Raw genomic sequence first — 21,110 nt, 5'->3', positions numbered from 1 at the left:
CATGCGTCACGGACACGGACTCCGCAAACTCAACCGCACCAGCTCGCACCGCCTTGCGATGCTGCAGAACATGATGAATTCGCTCATCGAGCACGAAGTCATCAAGACCACGGTCCCCAAGGCCAAGGAACTGCGCCGCGTCATCGAACCGATGATCACGCTCGCCAAGAAGCCCACGCTGGCCAACAAGCGCCTGGCTTTCGACCGCCTGCGCAGCCGCGACAGCGTCGTCAAGCTCTTCGGCGAGCTCGGCCCGCGTTTCGCCGCGCGTCCGGGCGGCTACACCCGCATCCTGAAGATGGGTTTCCGCGTGGGCGACAACGCTCCGATGGCACTCGTCGAACTGGTCGACCGTCCTGAAATTAAAGAAGAAGCAGCCGAGCAAAACGCTGCTGAATAAGCTATAATTCCATCTTGCCGCGCGATGGAGCAGCCTGGTAGCTCGTTGGGCTCATAACCCAAAGGTCGCAAGTTCAAATCTTGCTCGCGCAACCAATTTAAAAGGCCCTTTGAATTTCAAAGGGCCTTTTTTCTTGGCCGGTAAATGAATTGAAAAAGCCCTCGCAAAGAGGGCTTTTTTGTTTCCGGAATTTGCGCGCTCGCCTAGTCTAACCGTGCCAGGCCGAGCAGCGGATTACGCTGCAGAAGTTGCCCCGGTGGAAGTGCGGCTCTTTGTCCGCGATCACGTCCGCCTTGACGTTCCCGAACGTCGTCTCTGGCTTGTGCCGGATGCCGTCGTAGAAGGCCTGGATGATGTCTTCTTTGAAGTGTTCGGTGCGCGGATGCGCATGCACGACCTTCGTGCGCTCGGCCTCGCTGTACTCCTTGTAGGTCAGGCCCAGCACGTCCATCTCGACGCCGGCCGTGACCAGCGCCACCACCGGATGCATGTGCTGCGGGATGCCCGGCGTCGTGTGCAGCGCGATCGAGGTCCACACCAGGTCGATGTCCTGCTGCGAGATCCCGTGCCCGTACAGGAAGTCGCGCGCTACGTTCGCGCCGTCGACTTCGAAGCGCTCGCGCGCGCTGCTGTGCTTCTTCACCAGCCCCATGTCGTGGAACATCGCGCCGGCGTACAGCAGCTCAGGGTCGAAGGTCAGCCCGCGGCGCTTGCCGGCGAGCGCTCCGAAGTAGTAGACCCGGCTCGAATGGTGAAAGAGCAGCGGCGGGGCCGTGTCCCGGACCAGTTCCGTGATCTCGTGTGCGAGCTTGCTGTCGGGGATGCGCACCCCTTCGATATCAGTCGTCGTCAAAGTCACTTGGATTTCTCTTGTGAAGTTGAGACAACTTTAGGAGTAGCCTGTGATGGCTTCAATCGACGTAATACGACGAATCCAGACATTGTCCGTCCGAAAGCGCCACAGATCCATGAAAGCTCCGAAGACCGTCGCCATCCTCGCCATGCCCGGCGTCCAGTTGTTGGACGTGTCCGGCCCGCTCGACGTGTTCGCCGAGGCCAACCTGCAAGCCCGCGCGCAAGCCTACAGGCTGCAGGTGATCGCAACCCGGCGAGGGCCCGTGCGCAGCTCCTCGGGTGTGCGGCTCATGCCCGATGCAGTGATCGGCGATGCAATGGACGAGCCCATTCACACACTGCTCGTCGCGGGCTCACCGCACGCGGCCGACGCGGTGTCCGATGCCAACGTGACCACGTGGCTGAGGAAACTCACACCCAAGATGCGGCGTTTCGGCTCGGTCTGCAGTGGCGCCTTCGTGCTGGCCCAGGCCGGGCTCCTGAATGGCCGGCGCGTCACCACGCACTGGGCCGTTGCCGACCAACTCGCGCAGGAGTTCCCTTCGGTCACCGTCGACGCCGATGCCATCCACGTGCGCGACGGCCGCCTGCGCACCGCCGCAGGTGTCACGGCGGGCCTGGACCTGTCGCTCGCACTGGTGGAAGAAGACCTCGGCCGCGACATCGCAATGAAGGTTGCCGCGCAGCTCGTGATGTTCTTCAAGCGCCCTGGCGGCCAGATGCAGTTCAGCCGCAAGGGCGAGGCCGCGCCCACCGGCCGTTCGGCCCTTCAGGAGGTCCAGCGATGGATCACGGCCAACCCTGCCGAGGATCACGGCGTCGCGAATCTCGCGGCGCGCATGGGCCTCAGTGAACGCCACTTTGCGCGGCTCTTCAGGCAGGAGGCCGGGGTCACACCCGCAGCGTTGGTGGAAGACGTTCGCGTGGCCGCCGCGCGCCGCCTGCTGGAGGCTGGAGACGCGGCACCCAAGCAGGTGGCATATGAATGCGGATTCGCCGATGCCGATACGCTGCGCCGCGCGTTCCAGCGGCAGGTCGGCATCACGCCCGCGGAGTACCGCAAGCGTTTCGGGGCGGCGTCAGTCAGTCTGGAATGACTGCCGTCACCTCGATCTCGACCTTCGCGCGGTGCTCGACCAGTGCCGCCACCTGCACGCAGGTCATGGCCGGGAAGTTGCGGCCCATCGCATCGCGGTAGACGGGGCCGAGCTCGGCGAGCCGGCTGCTGTATTCGTCGCGGTCGGTCACGTACCAGGTCATGCGCACCATGTGCTCAGGGCCCGCACCGCCTGCGCGCAGCACCTCGGCGATATTGCGCAGCGCCAGGCCGCATTGGTCGATGAAGTCGTCCGACTCGAACTGCTGCTGCGCATTCCAGCCGATCTGTCCGCCGACGAACAGCGTCGTGCCGCGCGCGGCAACGCCGTTCGCATAGCCTTTGGGAGGCAGCCAGCCTTCGGGCTGCAGGAGTTTGTGGATCATGATGTTGTGTTGAGTTGTCTCAGTTTGAATCGCTGGAGCTTGCCGGTTTCGGTGCGTGGCAGCACCGGCACGAACTCGATTTCCCGCGGGTATTTGAAAGGCGCGATCGTCGCCTTCACGTGGTCCTGCAGCGCCTTCACGAGGGCTGCGTTGCCCTCGTTGCCGGGCTTCAGGACACAGAACGCCTTCACGATCATGCCGCGGTCGGCATCGGGCTTGCCGATCACGCCGCACTCGGCCACGGCCGGGTGCTTGAGCAGCGCGTCTTCGACCTCCGGACCGCCGACGTTGTAGCCGGCCGTGATGATCATGTCATCGGCGCGTGCCTGGTAGAAGAAATAACCGTCGTCGTCCTGCACGAACGAATCGCCTGGATAGTTCCAGCCGTTCTTCACGTAGTCGGCCTGGCGCGGATCGTCGAGATAGCGGCAGCCCACTGGGCCCTGCAGCGCGAGTTTGCCGACCGTACCGCGCGGCACTTCGTTACCTTCGTTGTCCACCACCTTCGCGGTGAAGCCCGGCACTGCCTTGCCGACCGCGCCGCGGCGCACGTCGTCGCCCGCAGCCGAAATGTAGATGTGGAACACCTCGGTGCCGCCGATGCCGTCGAGCATCTCGATGCCGGTGGCGTCCTTCCACAGTTGGCGCGTGGCGTCGGGCAGGGCCTCGCCGGCACTCACGCTGATGCGCAGGCTGGGCATGCCGTGCTGCTTCACGAACGGTGCCATCTGGCGATAGAACGTGGGCGCCGTGTAGCAGATGGTCGCGCCGACTTCGTTGATGAGCTTCACCAGCCCCTCGGGCGTGAACGGCGCATCGGGAAAGTAGACCGAAGCCCCCGCCCACATCGGGAACACCAGCAGCCCACCGAGGCCGAAGGTGAAGGCCAGCGGCGGAGAGCCCACCACGATGTCGTCGCTGCGCGCGCGCAGCACATGGCGCGGCCAGGTCTCGCACATCGCGAGCACGTCGCGGTGTGTGGTGACGGGCGCTTTCGGCTTGCCCGTGGTGCCTGATGTGAAGGCCAGCAGCGCGATGTCGTCCGATGCCGTAGGGCAGGCCTTGAACACACCGCTCTTCTTCGCCGCGCGTGCAGAGAGCGAGTCATCCGCATCGGGCTTGTTGAATGCAATCACCGCGGCGAGCACCGGATGTGCCTGCTGAGCGATCACGAGTTCGTCGAGCAGGCGCCCATCGCACAGCGCGGCCACGGGTTGCGCCTTCTCGATGATCTCGCCCAGCTCCTTCGCGCGCAGCAGCGGCATCGTTGCCACCGCGATGAGCCCGGCCTTCACCACCGCGAGCCACGACAGCGCCATGGCCACCGAGTTGCCGCCACGCAGCAGCACGCGATTGCCCGGCACGAGCCCGAGGTCTTCCGTCAGCACCTGCGCGATGCGATTGACCTCGATGGCCGCTTGCGCGTACGTCAGCGTGCCCTGCGGCGAACGCAGCATCGGCTTGTCGCCGATGCCCTTGGCCACCGCCTTGTCGAGCAGCTCCTCGACCAGGTTCAGCTGGTCGGGCAACTGCAGCTCGGGCAGTTCGTAGCGAAAGACGGGCAGCTGCGCGGCAGGCGGCAGGCGGTCGTGAACGAAGCGGTCGACTTGGGCAGACACGGTGTTTATCCCCGCAGAACAGATTTGCCGATGATCAGTTGTTGGACTTCCGTCGCGCCCTCGTAGATGCGCAGCGAGCGGATGTCGCGGTAGAGGCTTTCAATCTTCGTGCCAACCTTCACGCCGAGGCCGCCGTGCATCTGCAGCGACATGTCGATCACGCGGCCTGCGTTTTCGGTGGCGCACATCTTGGCCATTGCGGCTGCGGCAGAGACGTCGCCCACTGCCGGTGCACCGCGTTGCTCTGCGTCGTCGCGCATCCACGCAGCGCGGTACGTGAGCAGAGCAGCGCTGTCGATCAGCGCGGCCATCTCGCCGAGCTTGGCCTGCGTGAGCTGGAAGTCGGCCAGCGTCTGGCCGAACATGCGGCGGCTCTTCGAATGCGCAATGGCTTCAGCCAACGCGCGACGACCCATGCCGAGCGCAGCAGCCGCTACCGAAGCGCGGAAGATGTCGAGCGTGCGCATCGCGAGCTTGAAGCCGCCGTTGAGCTCGCCGAGCTGCGCCGAGCGCGGCACGATGCAGTTTTCGAAACGCAGCGTGGCCAGCGGATGTGGCGCCATCACGTCGATGTGCGCAGAGGTGTCGAGGCCGGGCGCCGTTGCATCGACGATGAAGGCCGTGATGCCGCGCGTGCCACCGGTGGGGTCGGTCTTCGCGAAGACGCAGTAGAAGTCGGCGATGCCGCCGTTGCTGATCCAGGTCTTCTCGCCGTTGAGCATCCAGCCGTCGGCGGTTGCTTCGGCGCGCATGGCCATCGCGCCCACGTCGGAGCCCGCTTCGGGTTCGCTGAGCGCGAAGGCCGCGATCTTGCTGCCCTTGGCAACCGCCGTCAGGTAGTTGGCGTGCTGCTCCGGCGTGCCTGCAAGTGTGATCGCCCCGCTTCCGAGGCCTTGCATCGCGAACGCGAAGTCGGCGAGCGGCGAGTGAAAGGCAAGCGTTTCGCGCAGCAGCACGAGGGCACGCGAGTCGAGTCGTTCGAGCGCGCCGCCGGACGTTCCCGGCACGCAGTAGCGCAGCCAGCCGCCGGCGCCGAGCCGCTGAACCCAGTCGCGACAGGCGGCGCGGTCATCACGCTCGTCGACTTCCTGCGCAGCAGCCCAGGGCAGCAGGCCGTCGGCGAGCGCGCGATGCGCATCGTCGAAGAACGGCAGCGCAAGGTGCGCAGTCGATGGCGGGGCGGGTGCTTTGGTCATCATCGCGTCAGTCTCCGCCGAACACCGGCTTGCGCTTGGCTGCGAAGGCTTCGTACGCGCGCTTGAAGTCTTCCGTCTGCATGCAGATGGCTTGTGCCTGCGCTTCGGCCTCGATGGCCTGGTCGATGGTCATCGACCATTCCTGCGACAGCATGGTCTTCGTCATGCCGTGCGCGAAGCTCGGGCCTTCGGCCAGCTCGCGCGCCACCTTGGTGGCGGCTTCGAGCAGCGCATCGCTTTCGTGCAGCGCGTTGAAGAAGCCCCAGGCGTGGCCTTCCTGCGCCGTCATCGCGCGGCCGGTGAACAACAGCTCCGATGCGCGGCCCTGGCCGATCACGCGCGGCAGCAGTGCACAGGCGCCCATGTCCGCACCGGCAAGACCCACCCGCGTGAAGAGGAATGCAGTGCGCGTGGCGGGCGATCCGTAGCGCAGATCGCAGGCCAGAGCGATCATTGCGCCGGCGCCGGCACACACGCCGTCGATGGCGCCGACGATGGGCTGCGGGCACGCACGGATCGCCTTCACCAGATCGCCTGTCATGCGCGTGAACTCCAGCAGCTCGGGCATACGCATGCCGGTCAGCGGGCCGATGATCTCGTGCACGTCGCCGCCAGAGCAGAAGTTGCCGCCCGCGCCGGTCACGACGATCGCCTTCACGTCGGTCGCGTAGTTCAGCGCGCGGAACAGGTCGCGCAACTCGGCATACGAGTCGAACGTGAGCGGGTTCTTGCGCTCCGGCCGGTTCAGCGTGACGGTGCCGACGCCGGCCTCGTAGCTCCATGCGAAGTGCTCGGCCTTGTAGGCTGCCTTCGCTTCGAATTGCGCGCGCATGGGGTTGCCTGCGCCGATGTAGTGCTTCATTCGGTCTCCACTATCAATTGGTTGTGTGAGTGTTCCTTGACCTTGCCGAGCAGCTTGTGGAGCTGGGAGATCTCCTTGCCGCTGAGGCCCGCGAAGGCTTCGACGATCCAGTCTTCGTGCTGCTGCGCCATTTCGTTGAAGAGCTTGCGCCCGCGCGGCGTGAGGCGCACGCGCCAGGCGCGGCGGTCGCCCTCGACGTTGATGCGCTCGACCAGCCCTTCGGTCACGAGCTGGTCGGTGATGCCGGTCACGTTGCCGCCCGTCACCATCATGCGGCGCGAGAGCTCGTTCATCTTGAGACCGTCGGGCGAGCGTTCGAGCTGCGACATCAGGTCGAAGCGCGGCAGCGTGGTGGCGAACTGCGAGCGCAGTTCGTTGCGCACCTGCTTCTCGATCAGCTGGGTGCAGGTGAGCAGCCGCAGCCAGAGCCGCAGTGCTTCGGGGTGTTCGCTGTGCGCGCGCGCTTCGAGGTCCATGTCAGTGCGTCTCCTCGCCGCTCTGGGCGGCCATCGCGGCATTCGCTGCCGCTGCGAGCTGTTGCTGCTTGGCGATCTCGCGGTACATCTGGTCGCGTCCGCTCAGGTATTGCTTGGGCCAGTCGACGTCGCGGCTCTGCAGCTTGGCGGCTTCGTGCAGCGTCCACGCCGGGTCGGCCAGGTGCGGACGCGCGACGGCGCACAGGTCGGCGCGGCCGGCGGCGATGATGCTGTTGGCCTGGTCGGCGTCGGTGATGGCGCCGACCGCGATGGTCGAGATGCCGACCTCGTTGCGGATGCGGTCCGAGAACGGCGTCTGGTACATGCGGCCGTACACCGGCTTCGCGTCGCGCGTGGTCTGGCCGGAAGACACGTCGATGAAGTCGGCGCCGGCTTCCTGGAAGAGGCGCGCGATCACGATTGCATCGGCATCGGTGTTGCCGCCGGGCGCCCAGTCGTGCGCGGAGATGCGCACGCTCATGGGCTTGTCCGCTGGCCACACGGCGCGCATGGCGCGGAACACTTCGAGCGGATAGCGGCAGCGGGCTTCGATGTCGCCGCCGTATTCGTCGGTGCGCAGGTTCGTGAGCGGGCTGATGAAGGCCGACAACAGGTAGCCGTGCGCGCAGTGCAGTTCGAGCCAGTCGAAGCCGCATTCGACGGCGCGACGGGTGGAGGCGACGAACTGGTCGCGCAGCGTGTCCATCTCGGCCCGCGTGATGGCGGCGGGCAGCTGGTTCTGTTCGCCGTAGGGCAGCGCGCTCGCAGCCAGCAGCGGCCAGTTGCCGCTTTCGAGCGGTTCGTCGGTGCCTTCCCAGCCCACGCGGGTGGAGCCCTTGGGGCCGCTGTGGCCGAGCTGCATGGCGATCTTTGCGCTCGACTGCGTGTGCACGAAATCGACGATGCGCTTGAACGCGGCCTGCTGCGTGTCGTTGTACAGGCCCGTGCAGGCCGGCGTGATGCGGCCTTCGGGCGTCGGGCTGGTCATTTCGACGAACACCATGGCGGCGCCGCCGAGAGCGCGCGCGCCCAGGTGCACGAGCAGAAAGTCTTGCGGCACGCCGTCGACCGCGCTGTAGGTGGCCATCGGCGACACCAGGATGCGGTTCTTCAGCGTGAGCCCGCGCACCTTGTAGGGCATGAGCATCGGCGCCATCGCCTTGCCGCCCGCCAGCCATTGCTCGTAGCCGCCGAGCCATTGCGTGTCGCGCACGCGCAGGTTCTCGTGGCTGATGCGCTGCGAGCGCGTGAGCAGCGAATAGGCGAACTGCTCGATCTCCATGCCGGTGTAGCGCGGCACGTTCTCGAACCACTCGGTGGAGTTGCGCGCGGCGTTCTGGATCTTCAGTACCTCGACGCTGCGGCGCGCTTCGTAGCCTTCGAGCACATGGTCGACCGTGCCGCCCTGCGCGAATTCGTTGGCCAGGTCGATCGCGTCTTCCAGCGCGAGCTTGGTGCCCGAGCCGATGGAGAAGTGCGCCGTGTGCGCGGCGTCGCCCATCAGCACCACGGGCACCGAGCGGCCTTCGACGTCGATGCGGTGCGTCCAGCGCTCGCACACCACGCGCGGAAAGCGGATCCAGTTGGCCGAGCCGCGCAGGTGCGTGGCATTGCTGATGAGCGAGTGGCCACCGAGGTACTTGGCGAACAGCTTCTCGCAAAAGGCGATGGCCTCGGGCTGCTCCATCTGGTCGAGGCCATGGGCCTTCCAAACGGCCTCGGGCGTCTCGACGATGAAGGTCGATGTCTTGTCGTCGAACTGGTAGGCGTGCGCCTGGAACCAGCCGTGCTCGGTCTGTTCGAAGGCGAAGGTGAAGGCGTCGAAGGTCTGGTGCGTGCCCAGCCAGACGAAGCGGCAGTTGCGCAGATCGACGTCGGGCTTGAACACGTCGGCGTAGCGCTGGCGGATGCGGCTGTTGAGGCCGTCGCTGGCAATGACCAAGTCGGCGTTGTACTGCGCGGCAATGGCCTGGTCGTCGGTGGCGTCGGTCTCGAACACCAGATCGACGCCAAGCGCGAGGCAGCGCTCCTGCAGGATGTTCAGCAGCCGCTTGCGGCCGATGCCGCAGAAACCGTGGCCTCCCGAGCGCACCTGGCGGCCCTTGAAGAACACCTGGATGTCGTCCCAGTGATGGAACTCGTTGCCGATGAGCGCCGCGGTGTCGGCGTCGGCCGCGCGCAGGTTGCCCAGCGTCTGGTCGCTCAGCACCACGCCCCAGCCGAAGGTGTCGAAGGGGCGGTTGCGCTCCACCACGGTGATCTGCAGCGCAGGGTTGCGCGCCTTCATCAACAGGGCGAAGTAGAGACCCGCCGGCCCCCCGCCAATGCACAGGATGCGCTGGAGGTCCGAAGCGGGAGCGGATTTGAGCGGGCTGATGCTGTTCATGGTTCAATAGTTTAGACATAAACAATCTCATGTCAATCCCGATTCGCACCGGGCGCCCGGCGTGCCGCTCGCGGCCGCCGCTGACACGGGTAGTCATGCAAAAACTTGGAAAAATCAATACCATGGGCCCCATGCAAAACTTGATACCCAAGATCGAGTCGCAGCTGGCTTCGCTGCCTGTCCCCATCGCGCTGGAGCTGCCAGATGGCCGGCGCGTTGCCCAGGCGGGAGCCCGCGTCACCCTGGCCTTCAAGGAGTGGACGGTGCTCGCCAAGCTGGCGGCCCGACAGGTGGGAGCCATCGGCGAGGCGTATGTCGAGGGCAAGGTGCAGATCGAGGGCGCCATGCGCGACCTGATCGACGCCACCGTCGGCATGCTGCCCGGCAACCCGGCCGAAACCGACACTGGTTGGTGGAGCCGCCTGCAGCACCGGGCAAAGTCCCATGGCTCGCACTCGCTGCGCAAGGACGCGGCCCAGATCGAGTTCCACTACGACGTCTCCGACGACTTCTACGCGCTGTGGCTGGACCCGCGCCGCGTGTATTCATGCGCCTACTTCCGCACGCCCGACCTCACGCTGGCGCAGGCGCAGGAAGCCAAGCTCGACCACATCTGCCGCAAGCTCATGCTGCAGCCGGGCGAGCGCTACCTCGACATCGGCTCAGGCTGGGGGGCGCTGCTGCTGTGGGCGGCCGAGCACTACGGCGTGGACGCCACCGGCATCACGCTGTCGAAGAACCAGCATGCCTACGTGCAGCGGCTCATCGAGCAGAAGGGCCTGCAGGGCCGCGTGCGCGTCGAGCTGCGCGACTACCGCGAGCTGTCGGTCGACCAGCCCTTCGACAAGATCTCGTCGGTCGGCATGTTCGAGCACGTGGGCGCGGCCAACATGCCGACCTACTTCCGCAAGATCCATTCGCTGCTGAAGCCGGGCGGCCTGGTCATGAATCACGGCATCACTTCGGGCGAGCTCAACTACCGCCAGCTGGGCGCCGGCATGGGCGACTTCATCGAGAAATACATCTTCCCCGGCGGCGAACTGCTGCACGTGACGCACGTGCTGCGCGAGACGGCCGCGGCTGGCCTGGAGATGGTCGACACCGAGAGCCTGCGCCCGCACTATGCGCGCACGCTCTGGGCCTGGTCGGATGCACTCGAGGCGCAGCTCGACACCGCGCGCGAGGTGCTGCAGCGCAACGGCGGCCGCCAGGCCGAGAACGCCGAGCGCGTGCTGCGGGCCTATCGCCTCTACCTCGCGGGCTCGGCCATGAGCTTCGAGCAGGGCTGGATCTCGCTGCACCAGATGCTGTCCACCAGGCCCGACGGCAAGGTCGAGCACGGCGTTTTGCGCGGCGCGCAATCGGTGTACCCTTTTGCCCGTGACTACATCTACAAGTGAGTGAAAACACCATGCTCTATCGATTCCAGTCCCGAGCCTCCCCCGACTTCGTGATGCTCGAAGTGCATGCGCGCCAGTTGCTCGACATCGTCGGCAAGTCGGCGGCCCCGCAAGGCATCATCACGGTCGAGCAGATCCCCGACGCCATCGCGGCCATCGAAGCCGCGCTGGCGCGCGAGGGCTCCAACGCCCACAACAACGACGACTACGCCGTCGAAGGCCACGCCAACGAGGCCGAGAAGCAGCATGTCGGGCTGCACCAGCGTGCAATCCCGCTGCTTCACATGCTCAAGGATTCGCTGGCCGAGAAGAAAGACGTGACCTGGAAGACCTGAGCTCCGTCAGTCGACTTTCGCGCCTGAGTCTTTGACGACCTTCGCCCACTTCACATGCTCGCTCGCAATGAGCTTGGTGAAGTCGGCGGGTGAATTCCCGCTCGGAATCGCGCCCTGCGCGAGCATCTTTTCCTTGATGGCCGGCGTGCCCAGCGACTTGGCCACTTCCTGCTGAATCCGGTTCACGATTTCGGGCGAAGTGCCGGCCGGTGCCAGCAGCCCGAACCACGAGCTCGCCTCGAAACCCTTGAGCGACGGGCCCCCCACTTCTTCCACCGTCGGAATGTCCGGCAGGGCAGGCGAACGCTGCGCGCTCGTCACGGCCAGGGCAGTGAGCTTGCCGGCCTTGATCTGCGCCATCGACGAGGGCAGGTTGTCGAACATCACGTCGGCGTTGCCGCCCACCATGTCCAGCAGCGCAGGGCCCGAGCCCTTGTACGGAATGTGCGCCATGAACGTGCCCGTCATGCTCTTGAACAGCTCGCCCGCCAGGTGGATCGACGTGCCGCTGCCGCTCGACGCCATGTTCAGCTTGCCCGGGTTGGCCTTGGCGTACTTGATGAAGTCCTGCACGTTGCGGATGTTCAGCGTCTTGGCCTTGTCGGCGTTCATCTCCATCACGTTCGGCACGGCGGCCACCAGCGTGATGGGCGCGAAGTCCTTGATCGGGTCGAAGGGCAGCTTGGGGTACAGCGCACGGTTGATGCCGTGCGTGCCCACCGTGCCCATCAGCAGCGTGTAGCCGTCGTTCGGCGCGCGCGCCACGATCTCGGCGCCCACGTTGCCGCCCGCGCCCGCACGGTTGTCCACGATGAACTGCTGGCCGAAGGCCTTCGACAGCTCGGGCGCCACGGCGCGCGCCAGGATGTCGGTGGTGCCGCCGGCCGCAAACGGCACGACGATGCGCACCGGCTTGGTCGGCCAGGTGCCTTGTGCCCACGAAGGGGCGGCCATCAGGGTCAGGGCGGTGGCTACGGATGCGGCCAGCGCGGTGCGGCGACTGGGCTTGAAGAGAGAGAAAGAAGAAGTCATGCGCGCGTTTGTACAGGTGCGCGCCACGGGCGTCGCGGGTGAAAACCCCGTGAGCCGGTGGGTCGACGCACAGTCGGCTCAGGCGACCTGCATGCGCTGCGCAAACCGCTCGTTGCGAAAACGCTCCAGCACGAAGTCGATGAACACGCGCGTCTTCGGCGGCAGCAGCTTCTTGCTCGGGTAGTAGAGCCACACGGCGCCCGCGTCCTGGTGCCATTCGGGCAGCAGCCGCAGCAGCTCGCCGCTGCGCAGCCCGCGTTCCACGAAGGGCATCGGCAGCATCGCCACACCCAGCCCCATCAGTGCGGCATGCGCGATGGCTTCGGGGTCGTTGAAGATCGCGCGCGGCCGGGGCAGATCGACCGTGACCTCCTCTCCGCGTGCCTGCCGCAGCGTCCAGCTGCGCAGCCGCCCCGTGGGCGAGGAGCGGCGCAGCAGGGCGTCGAGTTCCGCCAGATCCGAGGGGTGCCGCGGCCGCTTGCGCCCCTCCATGTAGCGCGGCGACGCCACCGCCACCACGTGGATGCGCGCCAGCTCCCGCGCCACCAGCCCGGCCGACAGCTCGATGCCGCCGCCGATGGCCGCGTCGAAGCCCTCGCCGACCAGGTCGACCTGCTGGTTGTCGAAATGCCAGTCCGGCAGGATGGCCGGGTAGCGCGCGAGAAAGTCACCCATCAGCGGCAGCACGTGCTCGCGCCCGAAGGCCTGGCCCATGCTCACCTTCAGCGTGCCGGCGGGCTGACCGTCGTCGGTGTCGATGCCGGCCACGGCCTCCTGCAGCGTGGCCAGCGCGGGGCCGATCTGCGCCAGGAAGCGCTCGCCGCCCTCGGTGAGCGTCAGGCTGCGCGTGCTGCGCTGGAACAGCCGCACGCCCAGCCGCGCCTCGAGCCGCGCCACATTCTTGCTGACCGCGGCCGGCGTCAGCCCCAGGCGCCGGGCGGCGGCCGAGAAGCTGCCGCCCTCCGCGCTCTGCACGAAGGATTCGAGGTGATTGAGCGGTTCCATGGCCGCATTTTCATTCTCATCTTCAACTTTAGGTTGAATTTGATTGCGCCAATTGATGGCTACCGCCGAGGGAATGAAATGCCGACACTGAAGGTCTTCTTTCTCCCGTCCTCCTTCAACTGATCGGAAAAATCATGACTTCCAGCACTGCTTCTTCTTCCGCCGTCCTGGCCGGCAAGGTCGCCTTCGTCACCGGCGGTTCGCGCGGCATCGGCGCCGCCATCGTGCGGCGCCTGGTGCGCGACGGCGCCGCCGTGGCCTTCAGCTACGCCAGCTCGGCCGCCCCGGCCGACGAACTGGTGCGCAGCATCCAATCCGAAGGCGGCCGCGCCCTCGCGCTGAAGATCGACAGCGCCGACGCTGCCGCGCTCACCGCCGGCATCGACGAAGCGGCCCGCGCCTTCGGCAAGATCGACATCCTCGTGAACAACGCCGGAGTGTTCCTCGGTGGCACCCTCGACGACTTCTCGCTCGAAGATTTCGACAAGACGCTGAACGTCAACGTGCGCGCCGTGTTTGTCGCGGCCAAGGCGGCCTCGCGCCACATGGGCGAAGGCGGCCGCATCATCAACATCGGCAGCACCAACGCCGAGCGCATGCCCTGGCCGGGCGGCAGCGCCTATGCGATGAGCAAGTCGGCGCTGGTCGGCATGGTCCAGGGCCTGTCGCGCGACCTCGGCCCGCGCGGCATCACGGTCAACAACGTGCAGCCCGGCCCGGTCAACACCGACATGAACCCGGTCGACGGCCCCAACGCTGCCGCCATGCACGGCCTGATGGCGCTGGCCCGCCATGCCCATCCGGAAGAAATCGCCGGCATGGTCGGCTACCTGGCCAGCCCCGAAGCGGCGTTCGTGACCGGTGCCAGCCTGAATATCGACGGCGGCTTCGCGGCCTGACTGTTGCTCGCCAGGCCGGTCCCTTCTTCTCTACTTATTTTTCTTATTAAAGATAGTAGTAGTAGATAAGGGTAAACCCCCGCTGTGGAAACTGTGCTTTTTTCCATGGCTGACAACGACTTGCGCTGCCTGCTTCACTGTGCGCACCTCTGCTTTCGGGACGGCCTCGAAAGAGGAACAACTTAAGGGCGGTCGGGCCGGCTGTGGACAACCGGCTCCTTGTGCCAAAACTTTCCCCAGAGTTTTCCCGCGCGTCTGCGCTCAGCGTCTGCACGCAGTGAAGACACCGGAGCGGGTCGTCCTTCGCCTACGCAGGATCGCCCAATGTGACGACGCGGCGGCGCCGTCGATCTTTCAACCATGGGTCTTCGCTCAGCCGCCAGAGCAATCAATGAAAGCAGAGGCAAGGCTGAACCCCGCAGACTTGGCCCGTCGCACAGACGGGCAACGAAAGGACCCCGACATGGCATACACCGAAGCAACCACAGACACCCTGAACACAGGCCCCATCCTCGCCAACGACGAGGTCGTGGACGTGCTCAACGACCTGCTCGAAAACTCGCGCGACGGCGAATACGGCTTTCGCGCCTGCGCCGAAGAAGTGAAGGACCCCGCGGCGAAGCAGTTGTTTGCCAGCCGCGCCGAGCAATGCAGGAAGGCCGGTGCCGAACTGATCGCGCTCGTCACCACCTACGGCGGCACACCGGCTTCCGGCGGCACCACCAGCGGCGCATTGCACCGCGGATGGGTGCACGTGAAGGGATCGCTGGGCGCGAACAGCGAGCTTTCGATCCTGGAGTCGTGCGAGCGCGGCGAAGACGCGGCGGTTGCACGCTATCGCAAGGCGATGAAGCAGAACCTGCCTGCCGACGTGCGCGGCGTGATCGCGATGCAGGCCGAAGGCGCGCAGCGCAACCACGACCAGATCCGCGACCTGCGCAACGCCGCGCGTGCGCGTGAGTAACTCGCGCTGATCGGATTCGCGCCGATCTCGCGGCGCCTCACGAAAAGGCCGGGACCTCCCGGCCTTTTTCACGCGTGCCTTCACCCGGATAGCGCACGCATTGCAGCGCCTCGAAACCCTTCTGCGTGACCGCCAGCACCTGCACCACGCGCAGGCCCGGCATCTTCGCGATGTCCGCGGCCGAGGGCACCAGCGCGAGCACCAGTCCGGCCGCGCGCAGTTTCAGGACTTCATCGATGTCCTTGCGCGAGGACATCACCATGGGTAGCCGCGTGGCGGCAATCTGCCTGAGCATGAGCATGTCTGTGAGCATTTCTTGTCTCCTTGTTCATCGGCGACAAAGGTCGGGAGAGCGTTCGGAATATGGCCTCCCGCCAGGCGGGAGGGATGCGAAAGATACCGGGCCGCACACGCCCGCAACGTAGGACCGCATCCCGCGACAAGGGTCGCAATGCGCTCCGGGAATTCCCGGATGCCCAGAGTCCCGCCGCGATGGGATAGTTAGTTCGCCCTTCAAACTAACTAATTTCTTACACGGCTGATCCCTGCGGGGCGCACCAACATTGGAGAGACATCGATGCAACTGAAACACACCCTGGCCGCCATGGCCTTCGGTCTCACGGCCGTGGGCGCGATGGCGCAGACCGTGGTCGGCGTGAGCTGGTCGAACTTCCAGGAAGAACGCTGGAAGACCGACGAGGCTGCCATCAAGGCCCAACTGGAGAAGCTCGGCGCCAAGTACATCAGTGCCGATGCGGGCGGCTCGCCCGAGAAGCAGCTCGGTGACATCGAGGGCCTGATGTCCAAGGGCGCCAAGGCGCTCATCGTGCTGGCGATGGACAAGGACGCCATCCTGCCCGCCGTCACCAAGGCCACGCGCCAGAAGGTGCCCGTGGTGGCGTACGACCGGTTGATCGAGGCGCCCGGCGTCTTCTACATCACCTTCGACAACGTCGAGGTCGGCCGCATGGAGGCGCGCGAAGTCTTCAAGGTCAAGCCCAAGGGCAACTACGTGATCATCAAGGGCTCGCCGAGCGACCCGAACGCCGACTTCCTGCGCGCAGGCCAGCAGGAAGTGCTCGACGCCGCCGTCAAGAAGGGCGACATCAAGATCGTCGGCGACGAATACACCGAAGGCTGGAAGCCCGAGGTCGCGCAGAAGAACATGGAGCAGATCCTCACCAAGAACGGCAACAAGGTCGACGCGGTGGTCGCGGCCAACGACGGCACGGCCGGCGGCGCGGTGGCTGCGCTCACGGCCAAGGGCATCCGCGGCATTCCGGTGTCGGGCCAGGACGCCGACTTCGCGGCGCTCAACCGCATCGCGCTGGGCACGCAGACCGCCACCATCTGGAAGGACTCGCGCGAACTCGGCCGCGAAGCCGCCACCGCCGCCGTGGCGCTGGCCGCCGGCAAGCCGGTCGACAAGGCCGCGCCATGGGCCGGCGGCGCCAAGAAGATCTCGCTGTCCTCGCGCCTGCTGACGCCGGTGCCGATCACGCGCGACAACCTCGACGTGGTCGTCAAGGCCGGCTGGATCAAGAAGGACGAGCTCTGCAAGGGCGCCTCGGGTGCGAGCGCACCCGCCGCCTGCAAGTAAGCCGTAACAACGGACGCGCCGGTCGCGCGTCCATCCGCGCAACGCTGCCGCCTCGGGCCGGCCCATCACGGGCCTGGCCAGGGCAGGTTGCGCACCTGTAGTCCCTGGGGGTTTCAAGAATGAGCAATCCAACACCGGGCTGGTGGCGCCGCACGGGCATCGACCTGCGGCTGATATTGATGTGCGTGCTGCTGGCCGTGATGGCCGTGGTGTTCAGCGTCATGTCGGGCGGCGTGTTTCTGTCGCCCGAAAATCTCTACAACGTCGCGCAGCAGACAGCCGTGGTCGGCATCGTGTCGACCGTGATGGTGCTGGTCATCGTGGCGCGCCACATCGACCTGTCGGTCGGCTCGGTGATGGGCTTCGTCGGCGTGCTGATCGCGTACCTGCAATACACCTCGGGCTGGTCGTGGCCCACGGCCTGCCTCGCGGGGCTCGCGGTGGCGCTGCTGGTGTCCATCTACCAGGGCTGGCTCACGGCGGTGCTCGGCGTGCCGTCGTTCGTGGTCACGCTGGGCGGCCTCATGTCGTTTCGCGGCGCGGCCTTCCTGGTGGCCGACGGCAAGACGCAGCCGGTGAACGACGAATTCTTCCAGCGCCTGGGCGGCGGCTATGACGGCGGCATCGGCGTCACCGCGAGCTGGGTGCTCGCTGCCATCGTGGCGCTGGTGCTGTTCGGGCGCATGCTGCAAAAGCGCCGCGCGCGCCAGCGCTACGACATGCCGACCGAGGCGCTGTGGCTCGACGTGCTGATCACCGCGGTGCCGGTGGCGGTGGTGATCGCCTTCGCATGGGTCATGAACAACTACCAGATCTCGTCGAAGAGCGAGCCGCAGGGCATTCCGATTCCGGTGCTGATCTGGGCGGTGGTGGCGATCGTGCTGTCGTTCATCGTGCACCGCACGCGCTTCGGGCGCTATGTGTTCGCGATGGGCGGCAACCCCGACGCTGCGGCGCTGGTGGGTATTCCGGTCAAGCGCGTCACGCTGATGCTGTTCGCGCTGCTGGCGGTGCTGGTCACCATTGCGGCCATCGTGTCGATCGCGCGGCTCAACGCGGGCACCAACTCGCTGGGCACGGGCATGGAGCTGTACGTGATCGCGGCGGCCGTCATCGGCGGCACGGCGCTCGCGGGTGGCAGCGGCTCGATCTTCGGGTCGGTCCTGGGCGCGCTGATCATGCAGTCGCTCGACAGCGGCATGCTGCTGCTCGACGTGCCCATCGGCAAGCGCATGGTCATCATCGGGCAGGTGCTGATCGTGGCCGTGGTGTTCGACGTGCTGTATCGCCGCAAGTTTGGGGAGAACTGAAATGGCAGACATCGACACCTCCAGACCCCTGGTGGAACTGCGCGAAATCCGCAAGGCCTTCGGCGGCGTCAAGGCCGTGGACGGCGTGAGCGTCAACCTCTACCCCGGCGAAGTGGTCGCGCTGCTGGGCCACAACGGCGCCGGCAAGTCCACGCTGATGAAGATGCTCGCGGGCGCCTACCCCATCGACTCCGGCGACACGCTGATCGCGGGCGAGAAGGTCAACATCCGCACGCCCGCCGAAGCGCAGGGCCAGGGCATCGAGACCATCTACCAGACCCTCGCGCTGGCCGACAACCTCGACTCCGTGTCGAACCTCTTTCTCGGCCGCGAGAAGATGACCCCGTGGCGCACGCTCGACGATCACTTCATGGAAGTGCAGGCGCGCAAGGTGTTCCATCGCCTCAACAAGAACTTCACCAACATCCGCGTGCCGGTGCGCAGGCTCTCGGGCGGGCAACGGCAGGTGGTGGCGATCTCGCGCGCGCTGTACTTCAACGCGCGCATCCTCATCATGGACGAGCCCTGCGCGGCGCTCGGCCCTGAAGAAACCGCGATGGTCGGCGGCCTCGTGAAGCAGCTCAAGGCCGATGGCGTGGGCATCTTCCTGATCACCCACGACATGCCCGACGTGTTCTCGCTGAGCGACCGGCTCGCGGTGATGAAGAACGGCAAGCTGGTCGGCACCTACCGCACCGCCGACGTGACCGAAGACGAAGTGCTCGGAATGATCATTGCCGGCAAGCGGCCCGAGGGCAAGGAGCAGGCCCATCACGCCGACACTGCCGCGCTCGCCTGATGTTGTCGTGAAGACGATAGGCGACCAGCAATTGCTCAAGCGCATGAACCGCAGCGTGCTGCTGCGGCTGCTGCGCGCGCAGCCCGGCCTGTCACGCGCGCGGCTGGCCAGCGAGAGCGGGCTCACCAAGTCGACCGTGAGCCTGCTGGTGCGCGAGCTGATCGACGAAGGCTGGCTCAGCGAGGCCGGCGCCACCGTGGCCGACGGGCTCGGCCGGCCTTCGACGCCACTGCAGATCAACGTCGGCGTGCGCGCGCTGATGGGCGTGGAGATCGCGGTCGAGACCGTGCGCCTCGTGTGCGTCTCGCTGCAGGGTGAGGTGCTTCACTCGAACACCCACGCACTCACCGACGGCTCGCCGGCCGGCGTGTGCGCGCAGGTCGCGCGCATGGCGGCCGCCGCGAATGCGCAGCTGGAGCAACTGGGCCTGCGCCTGTCGAGCATCGGCGTGTGCGTGCCCGGCGCGGTGGACGACTGCACCGGCGTGGTCCGCTTCGCGCCCAACCTCGGCTGGCGCAACGTGAGCCTGCTGCCCGCGCTCGAAAAAGCCTTTGCCGCCATCAGCCTGCCCGGCGTGACCGTGCAATTGCAGAACGACGCCGATGCCGCCGCGCTTGGCGAATACGAGTTCGCGGCGGGCGAGGGCGAAGACCCGCTGGTCTTCGTCAACTGCGACGTCGGCGTGGGCGCCGGCGTGGTGCTGAACGACCGGCTCTTCACCGGCGCGCAGGGCATGGCCGGCGAGATCGGCCACACCATCCTTGAACTCGACGGGCCGCTGTGCTCGTGCGGCCGACGCGGCTGCGCCGAGGCCTTCTTCGGTTCGCGCGTGCTGGAGCGCAAGGGGGTCGACCTGCCGCGCGCCGCCGCCTTCTTCGGCGTGCTGCTGCAGAACCTGTGGGTCACGTTCAATCCGCGCGCGATCGTGCTCGGCGGCAAGGCGTGCGCCGAGCATCGCGGCTTTGCGCAAGCGGCGTTCGAAAGCATGAAGCGCCACGCTGACGATGCCGGTATGCCCGCGCCCGACCTGCGCACCGCGCGCTACGGCGCGCTGGCGCCTGCGGTGGGCGCAGCTGCATTGGCGCTGCACGAATACCTGCGGCCGCTGCAGCCCGATGCGAAGGCGCGTCGCGCGCGTGCGCTGGCCCGCGCCGCGGCCTGATCAGTCCGCGGCGTCTTCTTTCCAGCCGCGCAGCCGGCGATAGAGCGTGCCGCGCGACACGCGCAGCTGCCGCGCCGCCTGCGACACATTGCCGCCGTGCGCCACTAGCGTTTCCTCGATCAGCTTGCGGCTGTGCTCGCGCAGCGTTGTCTCGGCATGGGGCTCGGGCTCGCAGGCTTCGGCAGCAGGCATCTGCGCATCCTGCTCGATGGCCAGCGGCGTGGCTTCGCCGGGCATCGCCACCGCATGCCGGAAGTCCACGCCATCCGCGCCCTTCAGCCGCGCCTGCACCCACACGCCCAGCCCGCTCGCCAGCCGCAGCGGCTGCGCTGCCTCGCGCCGCCCAAGGCGCAGCAGGCTCGCAAGGTCATGCCCCAGCAGGCGTTCGACATCGCGCTCGTCCGCCGCTTCGGGCAGCCGGCCCAGCAGCCGCGCGCCCGCGTTGTTGAGCCACGCGATCGTGCCGTCGGGCGCGATGCCGGCCAGCGCTTCGAGCGGCGTGCCCAGCAGCGTGGGGCTGGCCTGGAATCGCAGGATCAGGTGGTCGCGCGACTGCGCCTGCAGCAGCCGGTTCTCGATGGTCGTGGCATAGAGCGCCACCATCGATGCCGCGTCGAAGCCGAAGCGCCGCGCCTCTGCCGTGAGGTCGAGCACGCCGGCCAGTTGCCCCGTCACGTCGCGTATCGGCGCCGCCGCGCACTGCATCTGGCACAGCACGTCGAAGTAGTGCTCCGCGCCGTTGACCGTGCAGGCCTGGCCGGTGCTCGCCACGATGCCCGGTGCCGTGGTGCCGACGATGCGCTCGGAGATATTCACGCCCACGCGCGCGGTCTTGCACAGCACCGGCTGGTGCGCCATGGCGGGCTGCTGCGTGACGTGCACCAGCACGCCCTCGCTGTCGGTGAGGATCACGCGGCAGTCGGTGCCCGCGAGTGCGTGCTCCATCTGCACCAGCTCCTGCCGTGCCACCTCGAGCAGTTCGCGGTTGCGCGCGAGCGTGGCGTGCAGCCGGCTCGGCGTGACCGCGTCGAAGGGCACGATGCGCTGGCGGTCGGTGTGCGTGCGGCTGCAGCGCATCCACGACTGGATCACCGCCTCGCCGACGAGGCCCGAGGGGCGCACGCCTTCCTCGAAGAACTGCTGCCGCGCGAGCGCCACGCGCTGCGCGGGCGTGCTGGCAAAGAGCTGGCGCGGCGCATCCGCCGTGCCGATTCTTCTTCCGTCGAGGGCCATGGTGTTCGCTGCCTCCCGCAAGGGACCGAGTCCGGGACCAGCATCGAATGTGTTCCGCAATGGAACAGCACCGGACTGGGGAAATCCCGAAGATG

At 66.7% G+C, this 21,110-nt stretch carries 21 protein-coding genes and 1 tRNA gene; 11 read left to right on the top strand and 11 right to left on the bottom strand.

Annotation, left to right across the window (positions count from 1 at the left end):
- Window position 1 precedes the first annotated feature (1 nt).
- Both rplQ and ACTG4X_RS33240 read left to right on the top strand, forming a co-directional pair.
- Window positions 2-400, top strand: a complete 399-nt coding sequence (gene rplQ / locus ACTG4X_RS33245; RefSeq protein ID WP_093059382.1) for a 50S ribosomal protein L17 — start codon at window positions 2-4, stop codon at window positions 398-400.
- Between the two features lie 18 nt (window positions 401-418).
- Window positions 419-495 (top strand) — tRNA-Met (locus ACTG4X_RS33240).
- A 113-nt stretch (window positions 496-608) separates the two neighbouring features.
- Here the strand turns inward: ACTG4X_RS33240 and ACTG4X_RS33235 are convergent.
- Window positions 609-1,259 carry an HD domain-containing protein gene (locus ACTG4X_RS33235; RefSeq protein WP_440532938.1) on the bottom strand — a complete coding sequence of 217 codons (651 nt, stop codon included), beginning with the start codon at window positions 1,257-1,259 and terminating at the stop codon, window positions 609-611.
- A gap of 109 nt (window positions 1,260-1,368) precedes the next feature.
- Here ACTG4X_RS33235 and ACTG4X_RS33230 point away from each other — a divergent pair, with 109 nt between their 5' ends.
- Window positions 1,369-2,352, top strand: a complete 984-nt coding sequence (locus ACTG4X_RS33230) for a GlxA family transcriptional regulator (protein WP_440532937.1) — start codon at window positions 1,369-1,371, stop codon at window positions 2,350-2,352.
- Here ACTG4X_RS33230 and ACTG4X_RS33225 read toward each other — a convergent pair.
- The 6 genes from ACTG4X_RS33225 to ACTG4X_RS33200 are packed head-to-tail and all read right to left on the bottom strand — an operon-like array spanning window position 2,339 to window position 9,276.
- On the bottom strand, window positions 2,339-2,737 hold the full coding sequence (locus ACTG4X_RS33225) for a RidA family protein (protein ID WP_093059376.1): 399 nt from the start codon (window positions 2,735-2,737) through the stop codon (window positions 2,339-2,341). The two genes, ACTG4X_RS33230 and ACTG4X_RS33225, sit on opposite strands and share 14 nt — an antisense overlap.
- Window positions 2,734-4,356 carry an AMP-binding protein gene (locus tag ACTG4X_RS33220; RefSeq protein WP_440532936.1) on the bottom strand — a complete coding sequence of 541 codons (1,623 nt, stop codon included), beginning with the start codon at window positions 4,354-4,356 and terminating at the stop codon, window positions 2,734-2,736. The genes ACTG4X_RS33225 and ACTG4X_RS33220 overlap by 4 nt, the downstream gene beginning before the upstream one ends.
- A gap of 5 nt (window positions 4,357-4,361) precedes the next feature.
- Window positions 4,362-5,555, bottom strand: coding sequence for an acyl-CoA dehydrogenase family protein (locus tag ACTG4X_RS33215; RefSeq protein WP_440532935.1), 1,194 nt, complete (start codon window positions 5,553-5,555; stop codon window positions 4,362-4,364).
- Window positions 5,556-5,559: 4 nt separating this feature from the next.
- A complete protein-coding gene (locus tag ACTG4X_RS33210) occupies window positions 5,560-6,414 on the bottom strand; it encodes an enoyl-CoA hydratase family protein (RefSeq protein WP_093076145.1) in 855 nt (284 codons plus the stop codon).
- On the bottom strand, window positions 6,411-6,890 hold the full coding sequence (locus tag ACTG4X_RS33205) for a MarR family winged helix-turn-helix transcriptional regulator (protein ID WP_093059368.1): 480 nt from the start codon (window positions 6,888-6,890) through the stop codon (window positions 6,411-6,413). The genes ACTG4X_RS33210 and ACTG4X_RS33205 overlap by 4 nt, the downstream gene beginning before the upstream one ends.
- Window position 6,891: 1 nt before the next feature.
- The gene (locus tag ACTG4X_RS33200) at window positions 6,892-9,276 is read right to left on the bottom strand and encodes a bifunctional salicylyl-CoA 5-hydroxylase/oxidoreductase (RefSeq protein ID WP_440532934.1); all 2,385 of its coding nucleotides are present in this window, start codon (window positions 9,274-9,276) and stop codon (window positions 6,892-6,894) included.
- A 131-nt stretch (window positions 9,277-9,407) separates the two neighbouring features.
- On the opposite strand from ACTG4X_RS33200, the gene ACTG4X_RS33195 reads away from it, so the two are divergent.
- Both ACTG4X_RS33195 and ACTG4X_RS33190 read left to right on the top strand, forming a co-directional pair.
- Window positions 9,408-10,676 carry an SAM-dependent methyltransferase gene (locus ACTG4X_RS33195; protein WP_093059430.1) on the top strand — a complete coding sequence of 423 codons (1,269 nt, stop codon included), beginning with the start codon at window positions 9,408-9,410 and terminating at the stop codon, window positions 10,674-10,676.
- A gap of 11 nt (window positions 10,677-10,687) precedes the next feature.
- Window positions 10,688-11,011: a DUF1840 domain-containing protein gene (locus tag ACTG4X_RS33190; RefSeq protein ID WP_440532933.1), complete on the top strand. Its 324-nt coding sequence runs from the start codon at window positions 10,688-10,690 to the stop codon at window positions 11,009-11,011.
- A gap of 6 nt (window positions 11,012-11,017) precedes the next feature.
- Here ACTG4X_RS33190 and ACTG4X_RS33185 read toward each other — a convergent pair whose 3' ends face one another.
- Both ACTG4X_RS33185 and ACTG4X_RS33180 read right to left on the bottom strand, forming a co-directional pair.
- A complete protein-coding gene (locus ACTG4X_RS33185; protein ID WP_093059362.1) occupies window positions 11,018-12,043 on the bottom strand; it encodes a Bug family tripartite tricarboxylate transporter substrate binding protein in 1,026 nt (341 codons plus the stop codon).
- Window positions 12,044-12,121: 78 nt separating this feature from the next.
- Window positions 12,122-13,048: a LysR family transcriptional regulator gene (locus ACTG4X_RS33180; RefSeq protein WP_440532932.1), complete on the bottom strand. Its 927-nt coding sequence runs from the start codon at window positions 13,046-13,048 to the stop codon at window positions 12,122-12,124.
- A 134-nt stretch (window positions 13,049-13,182) separates the two neighbouring features.
- Here ACTG4X_RS33180 and ACTG4X_RS33175 point away from each other — a divergent pair, with 134 nt between their 5' ends.
- Entirely contained in the window at window positions 13,183-13,947 is a 765-nt protein-coding gene (locus ACTG4X_RS33175; protein ID WP_426390718.1) for an SDR family oxidoreductase, read from the top strand.
- 463 nt (window positions 13,948-14,410) lie between these two features.
- Entirely contained in the window at window positions 14,411-14,911 is a 501-nt protein-coding gene (locus tag ACTG4X_RS33170; RefSeq protein ID WP_093059428.1) for a ferritin-like domain-containing protein, read from the top strand.
- Between the two features lie 37 nt (window positions 14,912-14,948).
- Here the strand turns inward: ACTG4X_RS33170 and ACTG4X_RS33165 are convergent, their stop codons facing one another.
- Window positions 14,949-15,224, bottom strand: a complete 276-nt coding sequence (locus ACTG4X_RS33165) for a hypothetical protein (protein ID WP_258352397.1) — start codon at window positions 15,222-15,224, stop codon at window positions 14,949-14,951.
- A gap of 264 nt (window positions 15,225-15,488) precedes the next feature.
- Here ACTG4X_RS33165 and xylF point away from each other — a divergent pair, with 264 nt between their 5' ends.
- From xylF to ACTG4X_RS33145, 4 genes are all read left to right on the top strand, one after another.
- Entirely contained in the window at window positions 15,489-16,511 is a 1,023-nt protein-coding gene (gene xylF, locus ACTG4X_RS33160; RefSeq protein WP_093059354.1) for a D-xylose ABC transporter substrate-binding protein, read from the top strand.
- A gap of 119 nt (window positions 16,512-16,630) precedes the next feature.
- Window positions 16,631-17,821, top strand: a complete 1,191-nt coding sequence (locus tag ACTG4X_RS33155; RefSeq protein WP_093076134.1) for a sugar ABC transporter permease — start codon at window positions 16,631-16,633, stop codon at window positions 17,819-17,821.
- A gap of 1 nt (window position 17,822) precedes the next feature.
- On the top strand, window positions 17,823-18,620 hold the full coding sequence (locus ACTG4X_RS33150) for an ATP-binding cassette domain-containing protein (RefSeq protein WP_093059350.1): 798 nt from the start codon (window positions 17,823-17,825) through the stop codon (window positions 18,618-18,620).
- Window positions 18,621-18,627: 7 nt separating this feature from the next.
- Complete coding sequence (locus tag ACTG4X_RS33145; protein WP_440532931.1) at window positions 18,628-19,782, top strand: ROK family transcriptional regulator; 1,155 nt, start codon at window positions 18,628-18,630, stop codon at window positions 19,780-19,782.
- Here ACTG4X_RS33145 and ACTG4X_RS33140 read toward each other — a convergent pair whose 3' ends face one another.
- The gene (locus tag ACTG4X_RS33140; protein ID WP_440532930.1) at window positions 19,783-21,015 is read right to left on the bottom strand and encodes a helix-turn-helix domain-containing protein; all 1,233 of its coding nucleotides are present in this window, start codon (window positions 21,013-21,015) and stop codon (window positions 19,783-19,785) included.
- Between the last annotated feature and the right edge of the window lie 95 nt (window positions 21,016-21,110).

The organism is Variovorax sp. YR566, from assembly GCF_051992195.1.
In the GTDB taxonomy this organism is placed as follows: Bacteria; Pseudomonadota; Gammaproteobacteria; order Burkholderiales; family Burkholderiaceae_C; genus Variovorax.
The sequence above is the reverse complement of the archived record's forward strand: the minus strand, read 5'-3'. Positions and strand labels throughout refer to the sequence as shown.